At 69.2% G+C, this 21,238-nt stretch carries 19 protein-coding genes and 1 pseudogene; 12 read left to right on the top strand and 8 right to left on the bottom strand.

Annotation, left to right across the window (positions count from 1 at the left end):
* Nucleotides 1-64: 64 nt before the first annotated feature.
* Nucleotides 65-880 (top strand): class II glutamine amidotransferase, encoded by an 816-nt coding sequence (locus tag JOE67_RS12610; protein WP_204975890.1) that lies wholly within the window; start codon nt 65-67, stop codon nt 878-880.
* Here the strand turns inward: JOE67_RS12610 and speB are convergent.
* The 4 genes from speB to JOE67_RS12595 are packed head-to-tail and all read right to left on the bottom strand — an operon-like array spanning nt 847 to nt 4,344.
* Complete coding sequence (speB, locus tag JOE67_RS12605; protein ID WP_204975889.1) at nt 847-1,836, bottom strand: agmatinase; 990 nt, start codon at nt 1,834-1,836, stop codon at nt 847-849. The two genes, JOE67_RS12610 and speB, sit on opposite strands and share 34 nt — an antisense overlap.
* Before the next feature lie 20 nt (nt 1,837-1,856).
* Nucleotides 1,857-2,105, bottom strand: a complete 249-nt coding sequence (locus JOE67_RS15715) for a hypothetical protein (RefSeq protein ID WP_274606825.1) — start codon at nt 2,103-2,105, stop codon at nt 1,857-1,859.
* On the bottom strand, nt 2,009-3,025 hold the full coding sequence (locus JOE67_RS12600) for a serine hydrolase domain-containing protein (protein ID WP_338041603.1): 1,017 nt from the start codon (nt 3,023-3,025) through the stop codon (nt 2,009-2,011). The genes JOE67_RS15715 and JOE67_RS12600 overlap by 97 nt, the downstream gene beginning before the upstream one ends.
* Nucleotides 3,022-4,344 carry a purine-cytosine permease family protein gene (locus JOE67_RS12595; RefSeq protein ID WP_204977015.1) on the bottom strand — a complete coding sequence of 441 codons (1,323 nt, stop codon included), beginning with the start codon at nt 4,342-4,344 and terminating at the stop codon, nt 3,022-3,024. Before JOE67_RS12595 ends, JOE67_RS12600 begins: the two co-directional genes overlap by 4 nt.
* A 44-nt stretch (nt 4,345-4,388) precedes the next feature.
* Here JOE67_RS12595 and JOE67_RS15805 point away from each other — a divergent pair.
* A pseudogene (locus JOE67_RS15805) lies at nt 4,389-4,499 on the top strand (helix-turn-helix domain-containing protein); the annotation flags it as partial.
* Nucleotides 4,500-4,517: 18 nt separating this feature from the next.
* Nucleotides 4,518-4,919: a cupin domain-containing protein gene (locus JOE67_RS12590; protein ID WP_338041602.1), complete on the top strand. Its 402-nt coding sequence runs from the start codon at nt 4,518-4,520 to the stop codon at nt 4,917-4,919.
* Nucleotides 4,920-4,924: 5 nt separating this feature from the next.
* Here JOE67_RS12590 and JOE67_RS12585 read toward each other — a convergent pair whose 3' ends face one another.
* On the bottom strand, nt 4,925-6,064 hold the full coding sequence (locus JOE67_RS12585; protein ID WP_204975888.1) for a YihY/virulence factor BrkB family protein: 1,140 nt from the start codon (nt 6,062-6,064) through the stop codon (nt 4,925-4,927).
* Nucleotides 6,065-6,323: 259 nt separating this feature from the next.
* Here JOE67_RS12585 and JOE67_RS12580 point away from each other — a divergent pair, with 259 nt between their 5' ends.
* Nucleotides 6,324-8,060, top strand: coding sequence for a thiamine pyrophosphate-binding protein (locus JOE67_RS12580; protein WP_204975887.1), 1,737 nt, complete (start codon nt 6,324-6,326; stop codon nt 8,058-8,060).
* Nucleotides 8,061-8,178: 118 nt separating this feature from the next.
* Here the strand turns inward: JOE67_RS12580 and JOE67_RS12575 are convergent, their stop codons facing one another.
* Nucleotides 8,179-10,035, bottom strand: coding sequence for an FAD-dependent monooxygenase (locus JOE67_RS12575; protein ID WP_204975886.1), 1,857 nt, complete (start codon nt 10,033-10,035; stop codon nt 8,179-8,181).
* A gap of 100 nt (nt 10,036-10,135) precedes the next feature.
* Between JOE67_RS12575 and JOE67_RS12570 the strand changes: the two genes are divergently transcribed.
* Entirely contained in the window at nt 10,136-10,822 is a 687-nt protein-coding gene (locus JOE67_RS12570; RefSeq protein ID WP_204975885.1) for an IclR family transcriptional regulator, read from the top strand.
* Between the two features lie 83 nt (nt 10,823-10,905).
* Here the strand turns inward: JOE67_RS12570 and JOE67_RS12565 are convergent, their stop codons facing one another.
* A complete protein-coding gene (locus tag JOE67_RS12565; protein ID WP_204975884.1) occupies nt 10,906-12,282 on the bottom strand; it encodes an MFS transporter in 1,377 nt (458 codons plus the stop codon).
* 146 nt (nt 12,283-12,428) lie between these two features.
* Here JOE67_RS12565 and JOE67_RS12560 point away from each other — a divergent pair, with 146 nt between their 5' ends.
* The 7 genes from JOE67_RS12560 (at nt 12,429) to JOE67_RS12530 (ending at nt 20,232) form a co-directional block, all read left to right on the top strand.
* A complete protein-coding gene (locus JOE67_RS12560; protein WP_204975883.1) occupies nt 12,429-13,895 on the top strand; it encodes a fumarylacetoacetate hydrolase family protein in 1,467 nt (488 codons plus the stop codon).
* A complete protein-coding gene (locus JOE67_RS12555; RefSeq protein ID WP_204975882.1) occupies nt 13,892-14,572 on the top strand; it encodes an FCD domain-containing protein in 681 nt (226 codons plus the stop codon). The genes JOE67_RS12560 and JOE67_RS12555 overlap by 4 nt, the downstream gene beginning before the upstream one ends.
* Entirely contained in the window at nt 14,572-16,092 is a 1,521-nt protein-coding gene (hpaE, locus tag JOE67_RS12550) for a 5-carboxymethyl-2-hydroxymuconate semialdehyde dehydrogenase (protein ID WP_204977009.1), read from the top strand. Before JOE67_RS12555 ends, hpaE begins: the two co-directional genes overlap by 1 nt.
* A gap of 36 nt (nt 16,093-16,128) precedes the next feature.
* Complete coding sequence (hpaD, locus tag JOE67_RS12545) at nt 16,129-17,295, top strand: 3,4-dihydroxyphenylacetate 2,3-dioxygenase (protein ID WP_204975881.1); 1,167 nt, start codon at nt 16,129-16,131, stop codon at nt 17,293-17,295.
* Nucleotides 17,292-18,080 (top strand): fumarylacetoacetate hydrolase family protein, encoded by a 789-nt coding sequence (locus tag JOE67_RS12540; RefSeq protein ID WP_338041601.1) that lies wholly within the window; start codon nt 17,292-17,294, stop codon nt 18,078-18,080. Before hpaD ends, JOE67_RS12540 begins: the two co-directional genes overlap by 4 nt.
* The gene (locus tag JOE67_RS12535) at nt 18,065-18,868 is read left to right on the top strand and encodes an HpcH/HpaI aldolase family protein (RefSeq protein WP_204975880.1); all 804 of its coding nucleotides are present in this window, start codon (nt 18,065-18,067) and stop codon (nt 18,866-18,868) included. The genes JOE67_RS12540 and JOE67_RS12535 overlap by 16 nt, the downstream gene beginning before the upstream one ends.
* 134 nt (nt 18,869-19,002) lie before the next feature.
* Nucleotides 19,003-20,232, top strand: a complete 1,230-nt coding sequence (locus JOE67_RS12530) for an MFS transporter (RefSeq protein WP_338041600.1) — start codon at nt 19,003-19,005, stop codon at nt 20,230-20,232.
* Between the two features lie 48 nt (nt 20,233-20,280).
* On the opposite strand, the gene JOE67_RS12525 is transcribed toward JOE67_RS12530, so the two are convergent.
* Nucleotides 20,281-21,168: a bifunctional methylenetetrahydrofolate dehydrogenase/methenyltetrahydrofolate cyclohydrolase gene (locus tag JOE67_RS12525; protein ID WP_204975879.1), complete on the bottom strand. Its 888-nt coding sequence runs from the start codon at nt 21,166-21,168 to the stop codon at nt 20,281-20,283.
* Nucleotides 21,169-21,238: the final 70 nt, after the last annotated feature.

Genomic DNA, 21,238 nt, shown 5'->3' with positions numbered 1-21,238 from the left:
TAGAAACGAGGGAGGGGATGCGTCGCCCGCCGCACCCTCGCTCCGAGTTCCGAGGTCTTCCATCATGTGCCGCCTGTTCGCTTTCGTCTCTCCCGACCACTCCACCGCCCGCCGCGAGCTCGGTCACGACGGCATGGAGAGCCTGCTCTCCCTGGCGCGACTGCACGGTGACGGATGGGGCTGGGCGGGCGTCGCCGAGCCCGGCAGCGACCCGGACGCCCGGCGTTCGGCACGGTCGGCGATCGGCGACGCGCAGTTCGATCAGGCGATGGATGCCGAGTGCCGCGCCGCCATCGTTCACCTCCGCTGGGCTACGGCGGGCCTGCCGGTGCTCGACTGCAACGCGCATCCCTTCGAGGCCGACGGCGTCGCGTTCTGCCACAACGGCACCGTCAAGCCTCTCGACCGGCTGCAGTCGCTGCTCTCGCCCGCGAGCGTCGCCGCTCTCACCGGCACCACAGACAGTGAGATGTACTTCGCGCTCATCCGCGAACAGGTCGCAGAGGGTCTCAGCCTGCACGAGGCGACGACCCGCGTGGCGGCAATGCTGCGCGAGCTGTTCCCGCTCGCCAGCCTCAACGCGCTGCTGCTCGACGGCGACGAGCTGATCGTCGTGCACGCCAGCGCGACCAGCACCCTGACCGAGCACGATCTCTCCCGTCTCGCTCCGCTGGCCGACGTGCTGCCGAGCGAGCACAACGAGGACTACTTCGCGCTGCGCTGGCGCGAGGGCGCCGACGGCACGATCACGGTCGGCTCGACCGGTGTCGCCGGTGACGGCTGGACGCCGCTGCCGGCCGAGTCGGTGACCTCGATCAGCGTGGCCGACCGATCGGTGCGCACCCTTCAGCTCGAGGCCTTCACCGCACTGCCCGCCTGACCCGCCTGCGCCTGCCGCTCCTCGGCACGCAGCGCCAGCAGCGAGATGAGGTCATAGGCGATGTGCGACGCGGCGATGCTGGTCAGCTCGGCGTGATCGTACGCGGGCGCGACCTCGACGACGTCGGCGCCGATGAGATCGGCGCCCCGCAGGCCGTGGATGATCTCCAGCAGCTCGCGACTCGTCATCCCGCCGGCCTCTGGCGTCCCCGTGCCCGGTGCGTGCGCCGGGTCGAGCACGTCGATGTCGATCGAGATGTACAGGGGCCTCGATCCGATCCGATCGCGCAGCCTCGCCGCGACCTCGTCCGCTCCCTGGCGGTAGACGTCGGCGCTCGTGACGATGCCGAAGCCGAAGCGCCTGTCGTCGTCGAGGTCGCGCTTGCCGTACAGCGGTCCTCGCGTGCCGACATGGCAGAGCGCCTCGGTGTCGAGGATGCCCTCCTCGACGGCGCGACGGAACGGCGTGCCGTGCGTGTACTCCGCACCGAAGTACGTGTCCCAGGTGTCGAGGTGGGCGTCGAAATGCAGCAGGGCGACCGGACCGTGCACGGCTGCGGCGGCGCGCAGCAGGGGCAGTGCGATGGTGTGGTCGCCGCCCAGGGTGACCAGGCGCGTGCCGGAGCGGGTGAGGTCAGACGCGGCATGCTGGATCGTGTCGATCGCCTCGCCGATGTTGAACGGATTGACGGCGATGTCGCCTGCATCGGCCACCTGCACGCGTTCGAAAGGCGAGACGTCCAGGGCGGGATTGTACGGGCGCAGCAGCCGCGACGCCTCGCGGATCTGGGTCGGAGCGAAGCGCGCACCCGGCCGGTAGGACACACCGGTGTCGAAGGGCACTCCGGCGACGACGATGTCTGCCCGGTCGATCTGGTCGATTCGCGGCAGACGGGCGAAGCCGTCGCGTCCGGCGTACCGAGGAATGAGGGAGCTGTCGATGGGGCCGAGAGGCATGGGGGTCCTTGCTGTCGTGATCAGGGAAGGGTGTCGAGCGCCGCGCTCACGTCGAGCAGGATGGCGGTCTGAAGGTCGTGCCACTCGGCGGTGTCGGGCTCGGGCCAGACCGACAGCTTGACGATGACGGAGTCGGTGGACGGGTCGAGCCAGAGGTTCTGACCGTGGATGCCTATGCCGCCGACGTTGCCCCGTTCGTTGCCGTAGCACCACCATTGCCGGGTGTACGACCCACCGGGGAAGGCGGCGCTGAAACCGGGGTCGACCATGGCATCCGGGTCCCGCCCGCCATCACCTCGCTCACCCACTGCTCGGAGACGACGCGTCCGCCGGCAGCGGATCCGCCGTCGAGCATCACGCGGCCGACGCGGGCGAGGTCGCGCGCGGTGCACAGCACGCCGCCGTTGGCGAAGCCGAACCCGGTCGAGTCGACCGTGATCAGCGCGTCGTGGTCTGCGTCGAGCTTCGACCAGAGTCGTCGCGCGAGCACGTCGGGGTACCGTTCGCCCGTGGCCCGTTCGACCAGCCAGGCGAGCACATCGGTGTTCGCCGAGCAGTACTGGAACGCTCCGACCTCGCCGCTCCCCCTCAGCGTGGCGAGGAACGCGCGATCGTCGGCGGGATCGCCGGTGCGCGGTGGTCGCCACCCGCCCGAGCGGTCGTGCGCCTGCACCTCCGACGCCGGATCGAGGTAGTCCTCGGAGTAGTCGATCGCGATCTGCATGTCGAGCACGTGCTGCACCAGCGGGCCGTCGTAGACCGATCCGGCGAGCGCCGGCAGGTAGTCGACCACCCGGCGCTCCGGATCGACGAGACCGTAGTCGATCAGCGACGCCACGACCATGGCGCACAGCGACTTCGACACGCTCATGAGGAGGTGCCTGCTGTCGCGCCCGAATCCCGGTGCGTAGTACTCGGCGACGACCTCGGTGCCGCGCAGCACCAGGAACGCATCGGTGTGGGTGTCGACGAGCCTCCGCTCGAAGTCGGGCAGTGCGGATGCGAACGCGTCGAGCCGTCGCGTCGCGTCGGCAGGCGCGATCGATCGGGCGATCGTCGCCGTCGGGATCAGCTCGGGCAGGTGGGTGAACGCCCACCGGCTGTACGCCGGCTCCTGCCACGTGCGCAGGCTGGGCTCACCGCCGGGCGCGCCGGGAGCGCGAGGCACCCTCTCAGCGGCGCCCGTCACCGGATCACCTGCTCGCGCACCTGTCGCCCTGCGAGCAGCGTGTAGGCCGCGCTCGCCACGACCATGCCGACGGGCGCCGACAGATCGATGAAGCCCAGGGCCTCGGCGAGCGGGCCGGTCCAGATGTCGGTCGACAGGAACAGCGCAGCACCGACGCCGCCGAGGATCGCCGCCGCCAGCCCAGCGATCCCGAATCCTCCGCGATACCAGAACGGTCCGGTGCGGGTGGTGTCGAACAGACCCTCGCTGTCGTACCGGTTGCGGCGCAGGATGATGTCGGTGACGTATACGGCCATCGTGGGTGCGGAGATGACCAGCAGGAACTGCAGCAGCAGGTTGACCGCGTCGATCAGGTTCGTGGAGGTGACGAGCACGAGCGTGAAGACGGTGCCGAGGATGCCGATGAGGATCGCAGAGGGGATGCGCGGGATCGGCACGCCGATGGCCTGCAGCGCCATGCTCGCGGTGTATGTGGTCATGCCGTTCAGCGCGATCGTGTTCACGATCACGGCGAGCACGAAGATGGGCCCGAGCCACGCGGGGATCATCTCGAGCAGCGCATACTCGACGCCGATGTCGATGGATGCCGGATCGACGGCGCCGCCGAGCAGCACGCCGACGCCGGTGAAGAACAGGCACGGGATGGCGCCGCCGAAGGCGGTCGCCGCGATGGTGTGCGAGGGCTTCGTCGATCGCGGCGGGTAGCGGGCGATGTCGGCGCTGTTCGAGTACGACAGCGGGGTGGATGCCAGGATCGCGAAGGCGATGGTGATGCTCGACCAGAGCGCCACACCGGTGAGGGGCTCCGGCTGCGCGAACGACCAGTCGATCTGCGGAGCGATGAAGCCGACGACGGCGAGGAACACGACGAGCAGAGCCACGGTCACGACCATGTAGGAGCGCAGGATGAGCGCGTGTCCGAAGACGGCGACGAGCACGGTGACCGCCGAGACGACGAGGGTGACCATGACGAGCGCGAGCGTGTGATCGGACATCCCCCAGCGACTGAGCAGCTCAGCGCCCATGAATGAGGAGGCGACCCAGTTCAGCGCGAGGAGGACGCCAGAGATGAACCATCCGAAGAGCGCGATGACGATGCGGTTGCCGTGCACGCCGTACATGGCGCGCTGCACGACGGATCCCGAGGTTCCCGCGGCGGGGCCGCTGATGGCGACGATGCCGGGGAAGATCCAGAGCAGCTGCGAGGCGAGCACGACGAGCAGGGCCTGCCAGATCTCCAGGCCGAGCACGAGGGTGAGCGTCGCGCCGATCGTGAAGTTCAGCACACTCACGTTCGGAGCGGCCCAGACAGCGAGCAGCTCGCGAGCGCGTCCGTGGCGCTCGTCGTCGCGGACGCGCGAAGCTGCGCGCGACCCGGCTCGCTCAGGGCCTGACGATCGAGCAGCTCGCGACCGCGACCGGCCTGAGCAAGGGCTTCGTCAGCCGCCTCGAACGCGACGACACCTCACCCAGCGTCGCGACCCTCGTGGCGGTGTGCGAGGCTCTGTCACTGCCGGTGGGGTCGCTGTTCGAACCAGCGACCAGCGCGCTGGTCACCGCCCAGGCGGCGCCCCGCATCAACATGGGAGGCTCGGGAACCGTCGACCGGCTCATCACTCCCCGCGGCCAGGCCGAGGTGCAGCTGCTGCGCTCGTCGCTGCAGCCGGGGGCATCCGGAGGCGACGAGCTCTACGCGATCAACTGCAGCGTGGAGGTGCTGCACGTGCTCGAAGGCGAGGTGACCGTGCGCTTCGTGAGCGACGAGCACGCTCTTCGCGCCGGCGACACGCTCACCTTCCCCGGGCATCAGCCGCACACGTGGGTCAACAGCTCGTCCGAGCCCGCCGAGGTGATCTGGGCGCTCTCGCCGGCCCCGTGGAGCGGCTCGGCCTGAGCCGATCAGCGCGAGGCGTCGCCTTCCGGGCGCTCGTCGTTCCGGTCGTGGTCACCTGCGCCGTTCCGCTGCGCCTTGAGCCGCAGCTCGCGGCCCTCGTCGACGGTCTTCTGCTCCTTCTCCTGCATCTTCTTGCTCTGCCTGTCGTCGCGAGGGGGCAGCTGGATGCTCTTCTCGGCCTCGATACCGGCCTGCAGCTGACGGCCCCGCTCCATCTCGGCGTCGAACTCCGCTCCGAAGAGCAGTGAGAGGTTCACGATCCAGAGCCACAGCAGCAGGATGATGACGCCGGCGATGCTCCCGTATGTCTTCTGGTAGTTGCCGAAGTTGATGACGTAGAAGAAGAAGCCCAGTGAGGCGATCGCCATCACGACGAGCGCGACGAACGCACCCAGGCTCATCCAGCGGAACTTCGGCTGCTTCACATTGGGGCTGCCGTAGTACAGGATCGCGAGGGCGAGCACCGCGAGGATCACGATGACCGGCCACTTCGCGATGCTCCACACGGTGATGGCGACCTCGCCGAGACCGACGGCCTCGCCGATGGCCTCCGCGATCGGCCCCGAGACGATCAGCAGCAGCACGATCGCCACCGCGATGATCAGCAGGATGACGGTCAGCAGCAGCACCATCGGACGCAGCTTCCAGAACGGCCGGCCCTCGTCGATCTCGTACACCGTGTTCATCGCCTGCGAGAAGGCGCTGACGTAGCCCGAGGCCGACCAGATGGCACCGGCCAGGCCGATCACGAGAGCGAGGCCGGCGGCATCCGACTGCGCGAGCTGCTCGATCGGCTGGCGGAGCACCTGCACCATCGACTCGTCGGTGACGCGGCGCAGAACTCCGAGAAGCAGATCGGTCGTCTGCTGCGCCTGCCCGAACAGGCCGACCAGCGAGACGACGGCGAGCAGGGCGGGGAAGATGGCGAGCACGCTGTAGTAGGTCAGGGCAGCGGCGAGCGTGGTGCATCGGTCACGCGAGAACTCCGCCAGCGACCGCTTGAGTGCGTACTTCCACGAGGGCTTGTCGATCTGGGGCGGCGACTGCGGCTTGCGGGGGTCGTCCGGCTGCGGCGCGTGTCGCTCTTTCGCCGTGCTGCTCTCGGCGTCACCCTGCGACGCCGGCTGCTCGAGATTTCCCGACATGGTGCCCTCCGTACTGCTGTGCGATCCTGCGAGAGGCCCCACTCTCCGATGCCACGCTCGTCTGCACCACCGCCTCGACGCCCGGCACCGGGAGGGCTATATTGCAGCGCAACGTCCGATCGCCTCGGCGCTACTATCGAATGGTCCGGCCACGCACTGGCCGATGCTCGAAAAAGGGGCACGAAGCACTCCGCGATGCAGCGCGAGACGCGAGACACATACGGATCCCTCCGTTCCCTGTCTTGAAAGGCGCTTCCGCATGCCCACTGTCTCCGCTCACGTCGCCCTCACCCTGGCTCGGCACATCGACCATGTCTTCGGTGTGATGGGCAACGGCAACGCGTATTTCCTCGACGCGATCGAGAAGCAGACCGATGCCGTCTTCACCGCCGTCCGCCACGAGCAGGGCGCCGTGGTCGCCGCCGACGCCCACTTCCGGGCATCCGGTCGCATCGCCGCCGCCACCTCGACCTATGGCGCGGGGTTCACCAACACCCTGACCGCTCTGGCCGAGGCCGTGCAGGCGCACGTGCCGCTCGTTCTCGTCGTCGGAGACGAGCCGACCTCCGGCCCCCGTCCGTGGGACGTCGACCAGATCGCGATGGCATCGGCCGTGGGCGCACGCACGTATACGACCGGGCATGCAGACGCCGCGGCCACCACCGTCATCGCGATCGAGCACGCCCTGACCTACCGCGTGCCGGTGGTGCTCGCGATCCCGTACGACGTCGCGTCCCTCGAGGCGGGTCCTGTCGCCGAGGCGCCTGCCCCGCGCATCCCGGAGCCGCTCGCCCCGCGGGGCGAATTCGCCGACGGGATGCTGGATGAGATCGCCCACGCGCTGATCTCGGCCGAGCGTCCGTTCCTGCTCGCCGGCCGCGGTGCCTGGCTCGCCGGCGCGAGCGACGCCCTCGGAGCCCTGGCCGAGAAGACCGGTGCGCTCACGGCATCCACCGCCCTCGGCCGCGGCGTCTTCCCCGACACGCGCTACGACCTGGGCGTGACGGGCGGCTTCGGCGCCGACGGCGCCATGCAGCTGGTGCGCGATGCCGACGTTGCGGTGGTCTTCGGAGCGTCGCTCAACCAGTTCACGATGCGCTTCGGAGAGCTGTTCGCGCCTGGCACCCGGGTGTTCCAGATCGACGTCGCGCCCGCGGCGACGCACGCGCACGTCGGCGGATTCGTCCGCGCCGACGCCCGCGTGGCCGCCGAAGCGCTCGTCGAGCGGATCGCCCAGGCATCCGGTGCTGCGCGCTCCGCGCGGGAAAGTACTCCTGCCGCGGACGAATCGACCGAATCCATCCGCGCGGAGCGCACATCTCCGCGCGGAGCGCACTCCGCCTGGCGCGAGTCGGTCGACGTCGCCGCAGCCCGCGCGTACGCGGAGGGCGACGAGCTGGCAGCCGACGGCCGACTCGACCCCCGCTCGGCAGCTCGCCGCATCGCCGAGCTGCTGCCGGAGGACCGGGTCGTCGTCTCGGACGGCGGGCACTTCATCGGGTGGGCGAACATGTACTGGCCGGTCGCCGCTCCCGACCGCATGATGATGGTCGGCACCGCCTTCCAGTCGATCGGCCAGGGCTGGCCCAGCGTGGTCGGCGCGACGCGCGCACGCCCCGAGCAGACGATCGTGCTGACCTCGGGCGACGGCGGCGGCCTGATGGCGATCGCCGACCTCGAGTCTGCCGTGCGCGCGGCTGCAGGGCGCGGTGTCGCGGTGGTGTGGAATGACGCCGCCTACGGCGCCGAGGTCAATCTGTACGGCCTGAAGGGCCTCGCCGAGGGGCCCATGCTGATTCCCGAGGTCGACTTCGCGGCCTTCGCCGGCGCGGTGGGCGCCGAGGGCGTCGTCGTGCGCACGCTCGATGACCTCGAGCGGCTGCGCACCTGGGCAGCTGAGAACCCGGCCGAGCGCCGTTTCCTCGTGCTCGACCTGCGCATCTCGGGCAAGGTCGTCGCTCCGTACCAGCAGGAGATCATCCGCGTGAACTCCTGACCCGGCATCCGGGCTCGCACGGGCCACAGGAGAACGCAGGAAACGCAGGAGCCGAATCGAGATCGGCTCCTGCGTTTCGCGTGAAGTCCCGCATTCCGCGCGCGATGGCGCCGCGGGATCAGGATGCCGGCAGCAGCGCCCCCTCGAAGAACGCGGCCATCTCGTCGACGCCGTCGAGCGGCAGGATGGCGGCGACGTACTGGTCGGGGCGCACCACGATCACGACGCCGTCGCGAGAGAGTTCGCGCGCCTCGAAGATGTCGGTCTCGTTCCACTTGCTCGGCGCCGAGGCATAGACCTTCTCCCAGTCGGTCAGGCCGAGCGGCCCGGTCTTCGGGGCGAACAGCTCGGGCACCGTGGTCACCTCGACGTCCTCGTACGAGCCCTGGTGGATCGCCTTCACGTCGAAGACCGAGTCGACGTCGGCGTCTGACGGGGTGAAGCGCGCGAAGACATCTGCCGCCTCGGACGCCCACGCGTTCAGGCCGTCGCCCGAGGCATCGCCGAAGGCGTACACCCGCCAGCGGCCGTCGGCCTTGGCGTGGTGGCCGAGGTGGATGACGTTGCCGTCGCAGACGCGGGTGACCTCGGCCGACTTGAAGCGCTTGCCCAGCGGGAACCCGGCTGCGAGCGCCTGGTGCCTGTCGCTGCCCACGATCATCGACGAGGTGTACTGCGTCATGAAGCCGGAGGGGAACTCGGCGGTGCCGAGGTAGAAGGTGGCGAGCTCCTGCGGGTCGGAGATGTCCTCGGGCTTGCGCGCCATCAGGCTCGACCACTCGCGGTCGAAGTCGATGAGCTGCTGGGCCACGGGGCGGCGCTCGGCGCCGTAGGTCGCCAGCAGCGACTCGGGGCTGCGGCCGGTGAGCACCGAGCCGAGCTTCCAGCCGAGGTTGAAGCCGTCCTGCATCGACACGTTCATGCCCTGCCCGGCTTTGGCGCTGTGCGTGTGGCAGGCGTCGCCGGTGAGGAACACGCGCGGAGTGCGGCTGCTGTCGTCGCTCACGTCGTCGAAGCCGTCGGTCACGCGGTGCCCCACTTCGTACACGCTGTGCCAGGCGACGTCCTTCACGTCGATCGTGTACGGATGCAGGATCTCGTTCGCCTTCTTGATGATCGCCTCGATGGGCGTCCTGCGCACGCGGTGGTCGTCGTCGGCGGCGACTTCGCCGAGATCGATGTACATGCGGCTGAGGTAGCCGCCCTCGCGCGGGATGTGCAGGATGTTGCCCGCCTCGGCGTTGATCGCGCACTTGGTTCGCCAGTCGGGGAAGTCGGTGTTCACGAGCACGTCCATGACACCCCAGGCGTGGGCGGCCATGTCGCCGACGTGCGTGCGGCCGATGGCCTGTCGCACCCCGCTGCGAGCCCCGTCGCAGCCCGCGACGTACTTGGCGCGGATCGTGCGTTCGGTGCCGTTGTCGTCGACGCGCACTTCGACGGGGTACTCCCCCTCGTCGTGCACGGTGAGCCCGAGGAAGGCGATGCCGTAGTCGGGCACGATGCGGCCGGGGCCGTGAGCGGCGGCCTCGGCGAAGTAGTCGAGCACGCGGGCCTGGTTGACGATGAGATGCGGGAACTCGCAGATGTCGTACGCGTAGTCGGCGGTGCGGGCGGTGCGGATGATGTTCTGACGGTTCTCGGGGTCGGGTCCCCAGAAGTTCATCCAGCCGATGTTGTACGCCTCGGCGATGATGCGCTCGGCGAAGCCGAACGCCTGGAAGGTCTCGACGCTGCGTGGCTGGATGCCGTCGGCCTGGCCGAGCACGAGGCGCCCTTCACGCTTCTCGATGATGCGCGTCGAGACGTTCGGGTACTGCGACATCTGCGCCGCCAGGAGCATGCCGGCGGGCCCGGAGCCGACGATCAGCACGTCGGTCTCGTCAGGGAGCCGAGCGGGGCGGTCGATGCCCAGACCTTCGGCGTCGAGCACGCGAGGGTCGTGGGAGACATAACCGCGGTGGTGGAACTGCATCGTCGTTGATTCCTTCCAGAGTGTTCTATATTCGAACACAAAGTTCTACTATTGAACACATCGTATCCGAGGCGGCGACGCCCAGACAAGAGGAGGGCGCATGCCAGCCCCTGCATCGCAGACGCTGAGTCGCGGCATCCGGATCCTCGAGATCCTGGCGGACGGCCCGCTGACGATCGACGAGGTCGCTGCGCGTCTCGAGGTGCACCGCTCTATCGCGTACCGGCTGCTGCGGACGCTCGAAGACCACCGCCTCGTGATCCGCGACGCGACCGGGCGCACGGCGCTCGGCCCGCGCATGGCCGCCCTCGCCGCCGGCGTCGCGCACGACCTGCAGGCCGAGGCACTACCCGAGCTCACCGCGGTGGCGAACGAGCTCGGCCACACCGCCTTCCTCGCCGTCCTCGACGGCGACGAGGTCATCACGCTGACCAGTGTCGAGCCGCGCCACGCGGTCGCGAATGTTGCACAGCGGCCGGGCACCAGGCATCCGATCACCGTCGGCGCACCGGGCAAGGCCATCCTCGCGCAGCTGCCCGACGGCGAGTGGCCGTCCATCGACGAGGGGCTGCGCACCGAGGTCCTCTCAGCCCGGGAGCGCGGCTACGCGCTCAGCCACGACGAGGTGATCCCGAACCTCAGGTCGATCGCCGTACCACTGTCGCTGCGAGGCAAGCGCCCGGCGGCACTCGCCGTCGTGCACGTGGCCTCGCGGGTTCCGGATGCCGAGATCGCCGACCGCCTGCAGCGCTCGGCGAGCATCATCCGGGCATCCCTCGACGGCTGACCGCCCCGACGCAGGCAGGCCTGGAAGGCGACCCCTGCGGATCGTCCTCCAGGCCTGCACAGACCTTCAGAGAGGGGCGACGCTCAGTCGGTCACCCCGACACCCTGCAGCGGGGTGCGCGCCTGCTCGGTCTCGTGATCGATGCCGAGCGGAAGGCCGGAGCGATCGCGGAAGGCGAGCGTGGCGAGCAGGCCGATCACGGTCATGACCGCGAGGTAGATGGTCACGGAGTCGGTGCCCCCGGTCGTCTGCACGAGCCACTCGGCGACGGTCGGCGCGAAGGCGCCACCGAGGATCGCGCCGAGGGCGTACGAGATCGAGACGCCGGAGAAGCGCACCGAGGCCGGGAAGATCTCGGCGTAGAACGCCGCCTGCGGACCGTAGGTGAAGCCGAGTCCGATCGACAGGATCATGAGACCGAGCGCGAAGGGCACCAGCTCTCCGGTGTTGACGAGCGGGAAGAGCGTGAAGACGCCCACGAGCTGCAGCGCCCAGCCGAGGAGGTACGTGCTGCGGCGGCCGATCCGGTCGGAGAGCCCGCCCGCGAACCACGTCGAGACCAGCCAGACGATCGCGCCGAAGGCGACCGCCCAGAGCACCTCGGGGCGGGTGAGGCCGAGGCCGTTGGTCGCGTAGCCCTGGATCCAGCCCCCCGTGGTCATGTAACCAACGGCGTTGTTGCCCGCGAATACGAGCGCGGCGATCACGACGACCAGGCCGTAGTTGCGGAACAGTGCGACGATCGGGGTCTTGGTCTGCGCGGCGCGCTCAGCGATCTCGGTGAAGACGGGGCTCTCCTCGACGCTGCGTCGGATCCACCAGCCGACCAGGATCAGCGCGACCGAGAGCAGGAACGGCACGCGCCAGCCCCACTCGAGGAACGCATCGCCGGGAGCCACCATCGACATGATGGCGATCACGGCGCTCGAGAGCAGCAGGCCGAGCGGAACTCCCACCTGCGGCGATGCGCCGTAGGCTCCTCGGCGCGAACGCGGCGCGTGCTCGACGGCCATCAGCACAGCCCCGCCCCATTCGCCGCCGGCCGAGATGCCCTGCAGCACGCGCAGCAGCACGAGCAGCACAGGCGCGACGACGCCGATCGCCTGGTACGTGGGCAGCAGTCCGATGAGGGCGGTCGCGACGCCCATGCCGAACAGCGTGATGACGAGCACCTTCCGGCGACCGATCCGGTCGCCGAAGTGACCGGCGAGGAAGGCGCCGAGGGGCCGGAAGAGGAAGCTGAGGCCCACCGTGAGGAACGCCAGGATGCGTCCGAACTCCGGGCCGGCCGGCTCGAAGAACAGCACACCGAACGCGAGGCCGGACATGGCTGCGTAGGTGAAGAAGTCGTACCACTCGATGGTCGTGCCGACCACTGTCGCGAAGATGACGCGGCGTCGGTCGGCCCCGCTCGCGATGGTTCCGGTCGGGGTGAGTCCACCCTCTGGCTGTGCGCCCATGTCAGCTCCTCTGCTGTGACACCTGTGTGACACCGTCGTCCGGGTGGCGTCGGGATGCTTGCCACCCGTTCGAGGATCATATACGATTTCGAATACGACGCACAAGACTCCCCGAGTCGCCCGTGCACAACGCAAGGAGGCGCCCTATGCCCGAGCTCACCCGCCCTGGCAAGATCATCGCGATCCACCTCAACTACGTCTCCCGCGCCGACCAGCGCGGACGCCGACCCGCCGCCCCGTCGTACTTCTTCAAGCCGGCCAGTTCCGTCGCCGGCACCGACGGCGTCGTCGAGCGCCCCGCCGGCACCGAGCTCCTCGCGTTCGAGGGCGAGATCGCCCTCGTCATCGGCACCGCCGCCCGCCGCGTCCCGACCTCCGAGGCGTGGGCGCACGTCGCTTATGTCACCGCGTCGAACGACCTCGGCCTCTACGATCTGCGCGCCAACGACAAGGGGTCGAACGTGCGCTCGAAGGGCGGTGACGGCTACACCCCCGTCGGACCCGAGCTCATCGACGCCGCCGCTGTCGACCCCGCCGCTCTGCGTGTGCGCGCGTGGGTCAACGGCGAGCTCGCGCAGGACGACACGACTGCCGGTCTTCTCTTCCCTCTGCCGCAGCTCGTCGCCGACCTCTCGCAGCACTTCACGCTCGAACCGGGCGACATCATCCTCACGGGAACGCCAGCCGGTTCCAGCGTGATCGTGCCGGGCGACGTCGTCGAGATCGAGGTGGATGCTCCGGATGCCCCCGGCGCGCCCTCATCCGGACGCCTGCGCACCACGGTGACCCAGGGCGAGGTCGAGTTCGATCCTTCGCTCGGCTCGATGCCCGCCGTCGACGACCTGCAGCGAGCGGAGGCATGGGGATCGCGCGAGCTCGCCGGCCTCCCGCCCGTCGAGCAGACCGCGCGGCTCTCCCCCGAGCTTCGCGCCAAGCTTCTCGAGGCGCCCACCGCCGGTCTGTCCAGCCAGCTCCGCAAACGCGGCCTGCACTCCTGCTTCATCGACGGCCTCTCGGCCAACCTCCCCGGCGCCAAGATCGTCGGCACCGCCAAGACGCTGCGCTTCGTGCCCGCGCGCGAAGACCTCTTCAAGAGCCACGGCGGCGGGTACAACGCGCAGAAGCGCGCGTTCGACGCCGTCGGCGAGGGCGAGATCATCGTGATCGAGGCCCGCGGAGACGAGACCACCGGCACGCTCGGCGACATCCTCGCGCTCCGCGCCAAGACACGCGGCGCGGCCGGAGTGGTCACCGACGGCGGCGTGCGCGACTTCGACGCAGTCGCCGAGATCGGCCTGCCGGTGTTCTCGAAGGGCGCGCACCCCTCGGTGCTCGGCCGCAAGCACGTGCCCTGGGAGTTCGACGTCACGATCGGCTGCGGCGGCGCCACCGTGCAGCCGGGCGACGTCATCGTCGGCGACGGCGACGGCGTGATCGTCATTCCCGCGCACCTGGCCGACGAGGTGGCAGACGAGGCCATCGCGCAGGAGCACGAGGATGTCTGGATCGCCGAGCAGGTCGCCGCGGGCCACCCCGTCGACGGGCTGTTCCCGATGAACGCCGAGTGGCGCGCGAAGTACGACGCCCGCGATCAGGCTAGCGAGGCGAAGTGAGCACCCTCGTCCGCGAGGGCAGCAAGTCCGAGCAGGCCTACACATGGCTGCGCGCGCGCATCGCGTCTCACGCGTACGGCCCCGGCTACCGCCTCGTGCTCGGCGCGATAGCACGCGAGCTCGACATGAGCGTGGTCCCGGTGCGCGAGGCGATCCGCCGGCTCGAGGCCGAGGGGCTCGTGACCTTCGAGCGCAACGTCGGCGCCCACGTGGCGCTGATCGACGAGAACGAGTACGCGCACACGATGCAGACTCTCGGCCTGGTCGAGGGCTCCGCCACCGCGCTCTCGGCTCCCCTGCTCGACGACGATGCGCTCGATCGGGCCGCGGCGATCAACGAGCAGATGCGCGAGCTGCTCGAGCACTTCGACGCGCACCGGTTCACCCAGCTGAACCAGCAGTTCCACTCGGTGCTGTTCGAACCGTGCCCCAATCCGCACATCCTCGACCTGGTGCATCGCGGGTGGGGTCGGCTCTCGGGCATCCGGGATTCGACCTTCGCCTTCGTGCCGGGCCGGGCCCGGCACTCGGTCGAGGAGCACGACCAGATCCTCAGCCTGATCCGCGACGGCGCCACGCCGCTCGAGATCGAGCTGTCTGCACGACACCACCGCTGGCGCACCCTGGACGCGTTCCTGGCTGCCCGGCACTCCCACTCCAGCGAAGAAGGACGATGATGAACGACGTCTACACCCCCGCCGACCTGCCCTCGAAGATCCAGCACTACATCGACGGCGAGTTCGTCGACTCGATCGACGGCGACACGTTCGAGGTGCTCAACCCGGTCACCAACGAGACCTACGTGCACGCCGCGGCGGGCAAGAAGGCCGACATCGACCGCGCGGTCGCCGCAGCCCGCCGCGCCTTCACCGAGGGCCCCTGGCCGCGGATGCTGCCGCGCGAGCGCTCGCGCGTGCTGCACCGCATCGCCGACATCGTCGAGTCGCGCGATGCGCGCCTCGCCGAGCTCGAGTCGTTCGACTCGGGTCTGCCGATCACGCAGGCGCTCGGCCAGGCCCGCCGCGCCGCCGAGAACTTCCGCTTCTTCGCCGACCTGATCGTCGCGCAGGCGGACGACGCCTTCAAGGTGCCCGGCAAGCAGATGAACTACGTCAACCGCAAGCCGATCGGCGTGGCCGGCCTCATCACGCCGTGGAACACCCCGTTCATGCTCGAGTCGTGGAAGCTCGGTCCTGCGCTCGCGACGGGCAACACCGTGGTGCTCAAGCCCGCCGAGTTCACCCCGCTCTCGGCATCGCTCTGGGCGGGCATCTTCGAAGAGGCCGGCCTTCCGAAGGGCGTCTTCAACCTCGTCAACGGCCTCGGCGAAGACGCCGGTGACGCGCTGGTCAAGCATCCGGACGTGCCGCTCATCTCGTTCACGGGCGAGAGCCGCACCGGCCAGATCATCTTCGGCAACGCGGCCCCCTTCCTGAAGGGCCTGTCGATGGAGCTGGGTGGCAAGAGCCCAGCCGTCGTGTTCGACGATGCCGACCTCGACACCGCCGTCGACGCCTGTGTCTTCGGCGTGTTCTCGCTCAACGGCGAGCGCTGCACGGCCGGCAGCCGCATCCTGGTGCAGCGCGGCGTCTACGACGAGTTCGTCGAGCGGTTCGCCGCGATCGCGAAGCGCGTCAAGGTAGGCCACCCGCACGACCCGAAGACCGAGGTCGGCGCTCTGGTGCACCCCGAGCACTACGAGAAGGTCATGAGCTACGTCGAGATCGGCAAGACCGAGGGCCGCCTGATCGCCGGCGGCGGGCGCCCCGACGGCTTCCCCACCGGCAACTACGTCGCGCCGACCGCGTTCGCGGATGTGGCGCCGGATGCCCGGATCTTCCAGGAGGAGATCTTCGGACCCGTCGTGGCCATCACCCCCTTCGACACCGACGAGGAGGCGCTGGAGCTCGCGAACAACACGCGCTACGGCCTCGCGGCGTACATCTGGACCAACGACCTCAAGCGCGCGCACAACTTCGCCGGCGCCGTCGAAGCCGGCATGGTGTGGCTGAACTCGAACAACGTGCGCGACCTGCGCACCCCGTTCGGCGGCGTCAAGGCATCCGGGCTCGGACACGAAGGCGGCTACCGCTCGATCGACTTCTACACCGATCAGCAGAGCGTGCACATCACCCTGGGCGAGCCCCACAACCCCGCCTTCGGCAAGCAGGACCTCGACGACCCGGACCCCCGCTGACCCGGCCGCCCGAACACACAGAGCAAGGACGCTGACATGACCAACCACGCTGGCAAGACCCTCACCTCCTCCGGCTTCTACGTGAGCCAGGAGGCGCCGATCCACACCGACGACCCGATCGCCACTCCCGTCGCGACGCCGCCCGACATCCTGCGCTGCGCGTACATGGAGCTCGTGGTCACCGACCTCGCCGCCTCGCGGCAGTTCTACGTCGACGTGCTCGGCCTGTATGTCACCGAAGAGGACGACGAGACGATCTACCTGCGTTCGACCGAGGAGTTCATCCACCACAACCTCGTGCTGCGCAAGGGCGAGCTCGCAGCTGTCGCCGCGTTCTCGTACCGTGTGCGCACCCCTGAGGACCTCGACCGCGCGATGGAGTTCTACACCGAGCTCGGCTGCGATGTCCGCCGCAATGCGGAGGGCTTCGTGAAGGGCATCGGCGATTCGGTGCGTGTGGTCGACCCGCTCGGGTTCCCGTACGAGTTCTTCCACCAGAGCGAGCATGTCGAGCGGATGTCATGGCGCTACGACCTGCACATCCCCGGCGAGCTGGTGCGCCTCGACCACTTCAACCAGGTCACCCCCGACGTGCCGCGCGCCGTGCGCTTCATGCAGGACCTGGGCTTCCGCGTCACCGAGGACATCCAGGACGCCGAGGGCACCGTGTACGCCGCGTGGATGCGCCGCAAGCCCACCGTGCACGACACCGCCATGACCGGCGGCGACGGCCCGCGCATGCATCACGTGTGCTTCGCGACCCACGAGAAGCACAACATCCTCGCGATCTGCGACAAGCTCGGAGCCCTGCGCCGCTCCGACGCGATCGAGCGCGGCCCCGGCCGCCACGGCGTCTCGAACGCGTTCTACCTGTACCTGCGCGACCCCGACGGCCACCGCGTCGAGATCTACACGCAGGACTACTACACCGGCGACCCCGACAACCCCGTCGTCACGTGGGACGTGCACGACAACCAGCGTCGCGACTGGTGGGGCAACCCCGTCGTTCCCAGCTGGTACACCGACGCGTCGCTCGTGCTCGACCTCGACGGCAACCCGCAGCCGGTGCGCGCCCGCACCGACTCGAGCGAGATGGCTGTGACCATCGGCGCCGACGGCTTCTCGTACACCCGCCCCGACGAGGGCGAGGAGTCGATGCCCGAGTGGAAGCAGGGCGAGTACAAGCTCGGACACCAGCTGTGACGCTTCCCGCCGAGACGCTCGCAGCCCTCGCCGCCGAGCTCGCCGAGGCCGAGCGCACGCGCGGGGTGATGCCCCGCATCACCGCCCGGTATCCGGATGCCACCATCGAGGACTCCTACGCCATTCAGGGCGTCTGGCGCGACTCGCAGGTCGCCGCCGGGCGCCGCCTGGTGGGACGCAAGATCGGGCTGACGTCGCGCGCCATGCAGCAGGCCACCGGGATCACAGAGCCCGACTACGGCGTGATGTTCGACGACACCGTGTACCGCTCGGGCGATGAGATCCCGTTCGACGACTTCTCGAACGTGCGCATCGAGGTCGAGCTGGCGTTCGTGCTGAAGTCGCCCCTCGAGGGCCCTGATTGCACGCTCGACGACGCCCTGGCGGCCATCGACTACGCCGTGCCCGCGCTGGAGGTGCTGAACTCGCACATCGAGCTCGAGGGCCGCACGATCGTCGACACGATCAGCGACAACGCCGCCTACGGCGCGATGGTGCTGGGCGACGTGCACCTGCGTCCCGATGAGATCGACCTGCGCTGGGTGCCCGGTGTGCTGTCGAAGAACGGCCAGATCGAAGAGACCGGCGTCGCAGCCGGGGTCCTCGGGCATCCGGCGACCGGCGTAGCCTGGCTGGCGAACAAGTTCCACCAGCACGGTGCGCGACTGGAGGCCGGCGAGATCATCCTGGCAGGATCGTTCACACGGCCGATGTGGGTCGAGCGCGGCGACGAGGTGCTGTGCGACTATCGCGAGATGGGAACCATCGCATGCCGCTTCGTCTAGAACCCACCTTCCGTGACGCGCTCGCGGCCGCCGACCGCCCGCTGATCGGCATGTGGCTGAGCACGGGCACCACCCTGAACGCCGAGATCTGCGCCGGCTCGGGTATCGACTGGCTGCTCATCGACATGGAGCACGGCCCGAACACGATCGTCACAGTGCAGCAGCAGCTTCAGGTGATCGCCGCGTATCGGGTGCCCACGATCGTCCGGGTGCCGGTGAACGACACCGTGACCATCAAGCAGGTGCTCGACACCGGCGCGCAGAACCTGCTCGTGCCGATGGTGGCCTCAGCCGCAGAGGCGCAGGCGGCCGTCGCAGCAGTGCGGTACCCGCCGCTAGGCGTACGCGGCGTCGGATCGGGCCTCGCCCGCAGCGGACGCTGGGGCCGGGTGGCCGGATACGTTCCGAACGCGTCCGAGACGATCTCCCTGTTCGTGCAGATCGAATCGGCTGATGCCGTGGCCGCGGCGGCTGAGATCGCCGCTGTCGACGGGGTGGACGGCGTGCTCGTCGGGCCGGCCGACCTCGCGGCATCGATGGGCTTCCCCGGGCAGCAGTCGCATCCCGACGTGCTCGCCGCCGTGCACCACGTGTTCGAGGTGGTCGCAGCAGCCGGGAAGAAGGTCGGCGTGAACGCCTTCGATCCGTCGGACGCCGACGCGTTCCTCGACGCGGGCGCGCACTTCCTCTCGGCGAGCGCCGACGTGACGATCCTCGCCAGGGGCGCCGAGGCGCTCGCAGCGCGGTTCGCCAGGGCATCCGCCGCGGCCGAGACGGACACGTACTGACTGCCTGACCGCACAGCTCCGGAGAATCAGCCCGAACCCGTGCGAATCGCACTGTTCCGCGTCCTTCGCGTGCGGTTCTCCGGAGTTGTGACGGCGTGCCAGGATGAACGGATGCTGCATTCGAGGATGACGCCGTGAGCCGCGGGCTCGCAGCGATGACCGATCGCAACTTCCGCTGGTTCTTCCTCGCTCGGGCCATCACGATGGTCACCGGGTCGATGTCGTCGATCGCGCTGGCGTTCGCCGTGCTCGAGATCGACAACGACCCGTTCAGCCTGTCCCTGGTGCTCACGGCGTTCACCCTCGCGAACATCGTCTTCGTGCTGTTCGGCGGAGTGGTCGCCGATCGCCTCCCCCGCGCACTGGTGATCCAGGTCTGCTACGTGCTCGACATCCTCTCGATCGGCACGATCGCGGTGCTGCTGTTCACCGAGACCGCCACGGTGCCCGCGGTCGCCGCGCTCGCGGCGCTCAACGGGGCGTCGACCGCATTCGTCATGCCGGCGATGCAGGGCATCATCCCGCAGCTGACGAGCCCCGAGAACCTGCAGCAGGCGAACGCCATGCTCTCGTTCGTGCGGTCCGCCGTGACGATCGGCGGTCCCGTCATCGCGGGAATCCTGGTGACGACGGTGGGGCCCGCCTGGGCGATGCTCGTGCAGATGGCCGGATGGCTGGTCGCCATCCCCATCCTGGCCATGGTGAAGCTGCCGCCGCCCGCCGGCGACGGCGGATTCTCGCTCTTCTCCGACCTGCGCACCGGGTGGACCGAGTTCTGGAGCCGCTCCTGGCTGGTGGCCGTCGTGCTGGCGTTCATGATCATGAACGCCATCCACGTCGGAGCGTGGGGCGTCGTCGGTCCGTACATCGCGAAGAACGACGAGCGTCTCGGCATCGCCGGCTGGGGGTGGGTGGTCAGCGCCGAGGGCGTCGGCGTGCTGCTGATGACGCTGGTGCTGATGTGGCTGCCGCTGAAGCGCCCGCTCCGGTTCGGGATGCTTGGTATGAGCCTCTTCGCGATCCCGCTGACCATGCTCGGCGTGCATCCCGCGGTCGTGCTGGTCGCGATCGCGGCGTTCCTCGCCGGTGCCGGCGCCGAGGTGTTCAGCACCGGATGGAACGTCGCGATGATGGAGAACATCCCGCTCGACAAGCTCAGCCGGGTCTCGAGCTACGACATGCTCGGCAGCTTCGTCGTCATGCCGATCGGAACGCTGGTGTACGGGTGGCTGATCACGCACGCCGAGCCCTCGACGGTGTTGATCACCTCGGGCATCCTGTACGCCGTCATCGCCGTCGGAACCACCTTCGTGCCCTCTGTCTGGAGGATGGGACGAGTCGAGGCGGCGACCGTCAGGAGCTGAGCCCGGCGACCGCCGCCGCGACACCGCGATGCGGGTGGCGACCCGTGATCAGTCGGAGGTCACCAGCCGCTCGGCGGCCTCGACGACATTCGTCATCAGCAGCGCGACGGTCATCGGCCCCACGCCCCCGGGGTTCGGCGAGACGAAGCCCGCCACCTCGGCGACATCAGGGTGAACGTCGCCGTAGACCTTCGACGCACCGGTCTCGGCATCGGTCTCGCGGGTCACGCCCACGTCGAGCACCGCGGCGCCCGGCTTGACGTCCTCGGCCCTGATGAGGTGCTTCACGCCCGCGCCCGCGACGATCACGTCGGCCTGGCGCAGGAAGGGCGACATGTCGGGCGTGCCGGTGTGCACCTGGGTGACGGTGGCGTTGATCGCGCGGCGGGTGAGCAGCAGTCCCATCGGGCGCCCGATGGTCACACCGCGGCCCACGACGACCACGTGCTTGCCCTTGAGGTCGTAATCGTTGCGAAGCAGCAGCTCGATCACGCCGCGTGGCGTGCACGGCAGTGGCGTGTGGATCGGTCCGTTGACGTTCAGCACGAGGCGCCCCAGGTTGGTGGGGTGCAGCCCGTCGGCATCCTTCGCCGGGTCGATCCGCTCGAGGATCGCATCGGTGTCGAGATGCTTGGGCAGCGGGAGCTGCACGATGTAGCCGTGGCAGCTGTCGTCGGCGTTGAGCTCATCGATCAGCGCTTCGACCTCGGCCTGCGTGGCGTCGGCCGGCAGCTCGCGCTGGATCGAGTTCATGCCGATGGCCTCGGACTGCTTGTGCTTCATGCCGACGTACAGCTGCGACGCCGGGTCGGCGCCGACGAGGACGGTCGCGATGCCGGGGACGATGCCCTTCTCGCGCAGCGCCGCTACGCGCTCGGTCAGCTCGCTCTTGATGGCGGCGGCGGCCGCCTTCCCGTCGAGGATCTTCGCGGTCATGTTGCCTGCTTTCCGCGAGACTCGTCCTCCCGCACGGGACAGCTGGTCGTGCGCGCTGTCCCGTGCGGAA

Origin of the sequence: Microbacterium esteraromaticum (assembly GCF_016907315.1) — a bacterium.
In the GTDB taxonomy this organism is placed as follows: Bacteria; Actinomycetota; Actinomycetes; order Actinomycetales; family Microbacteriaceae; genus Microbacterium; species Microbacterium esteraromaticum.
Note: the sequence above shows the minus strand (reverse complement) of the source record. Positions and strands in the feature narration are given on the sequence as shown.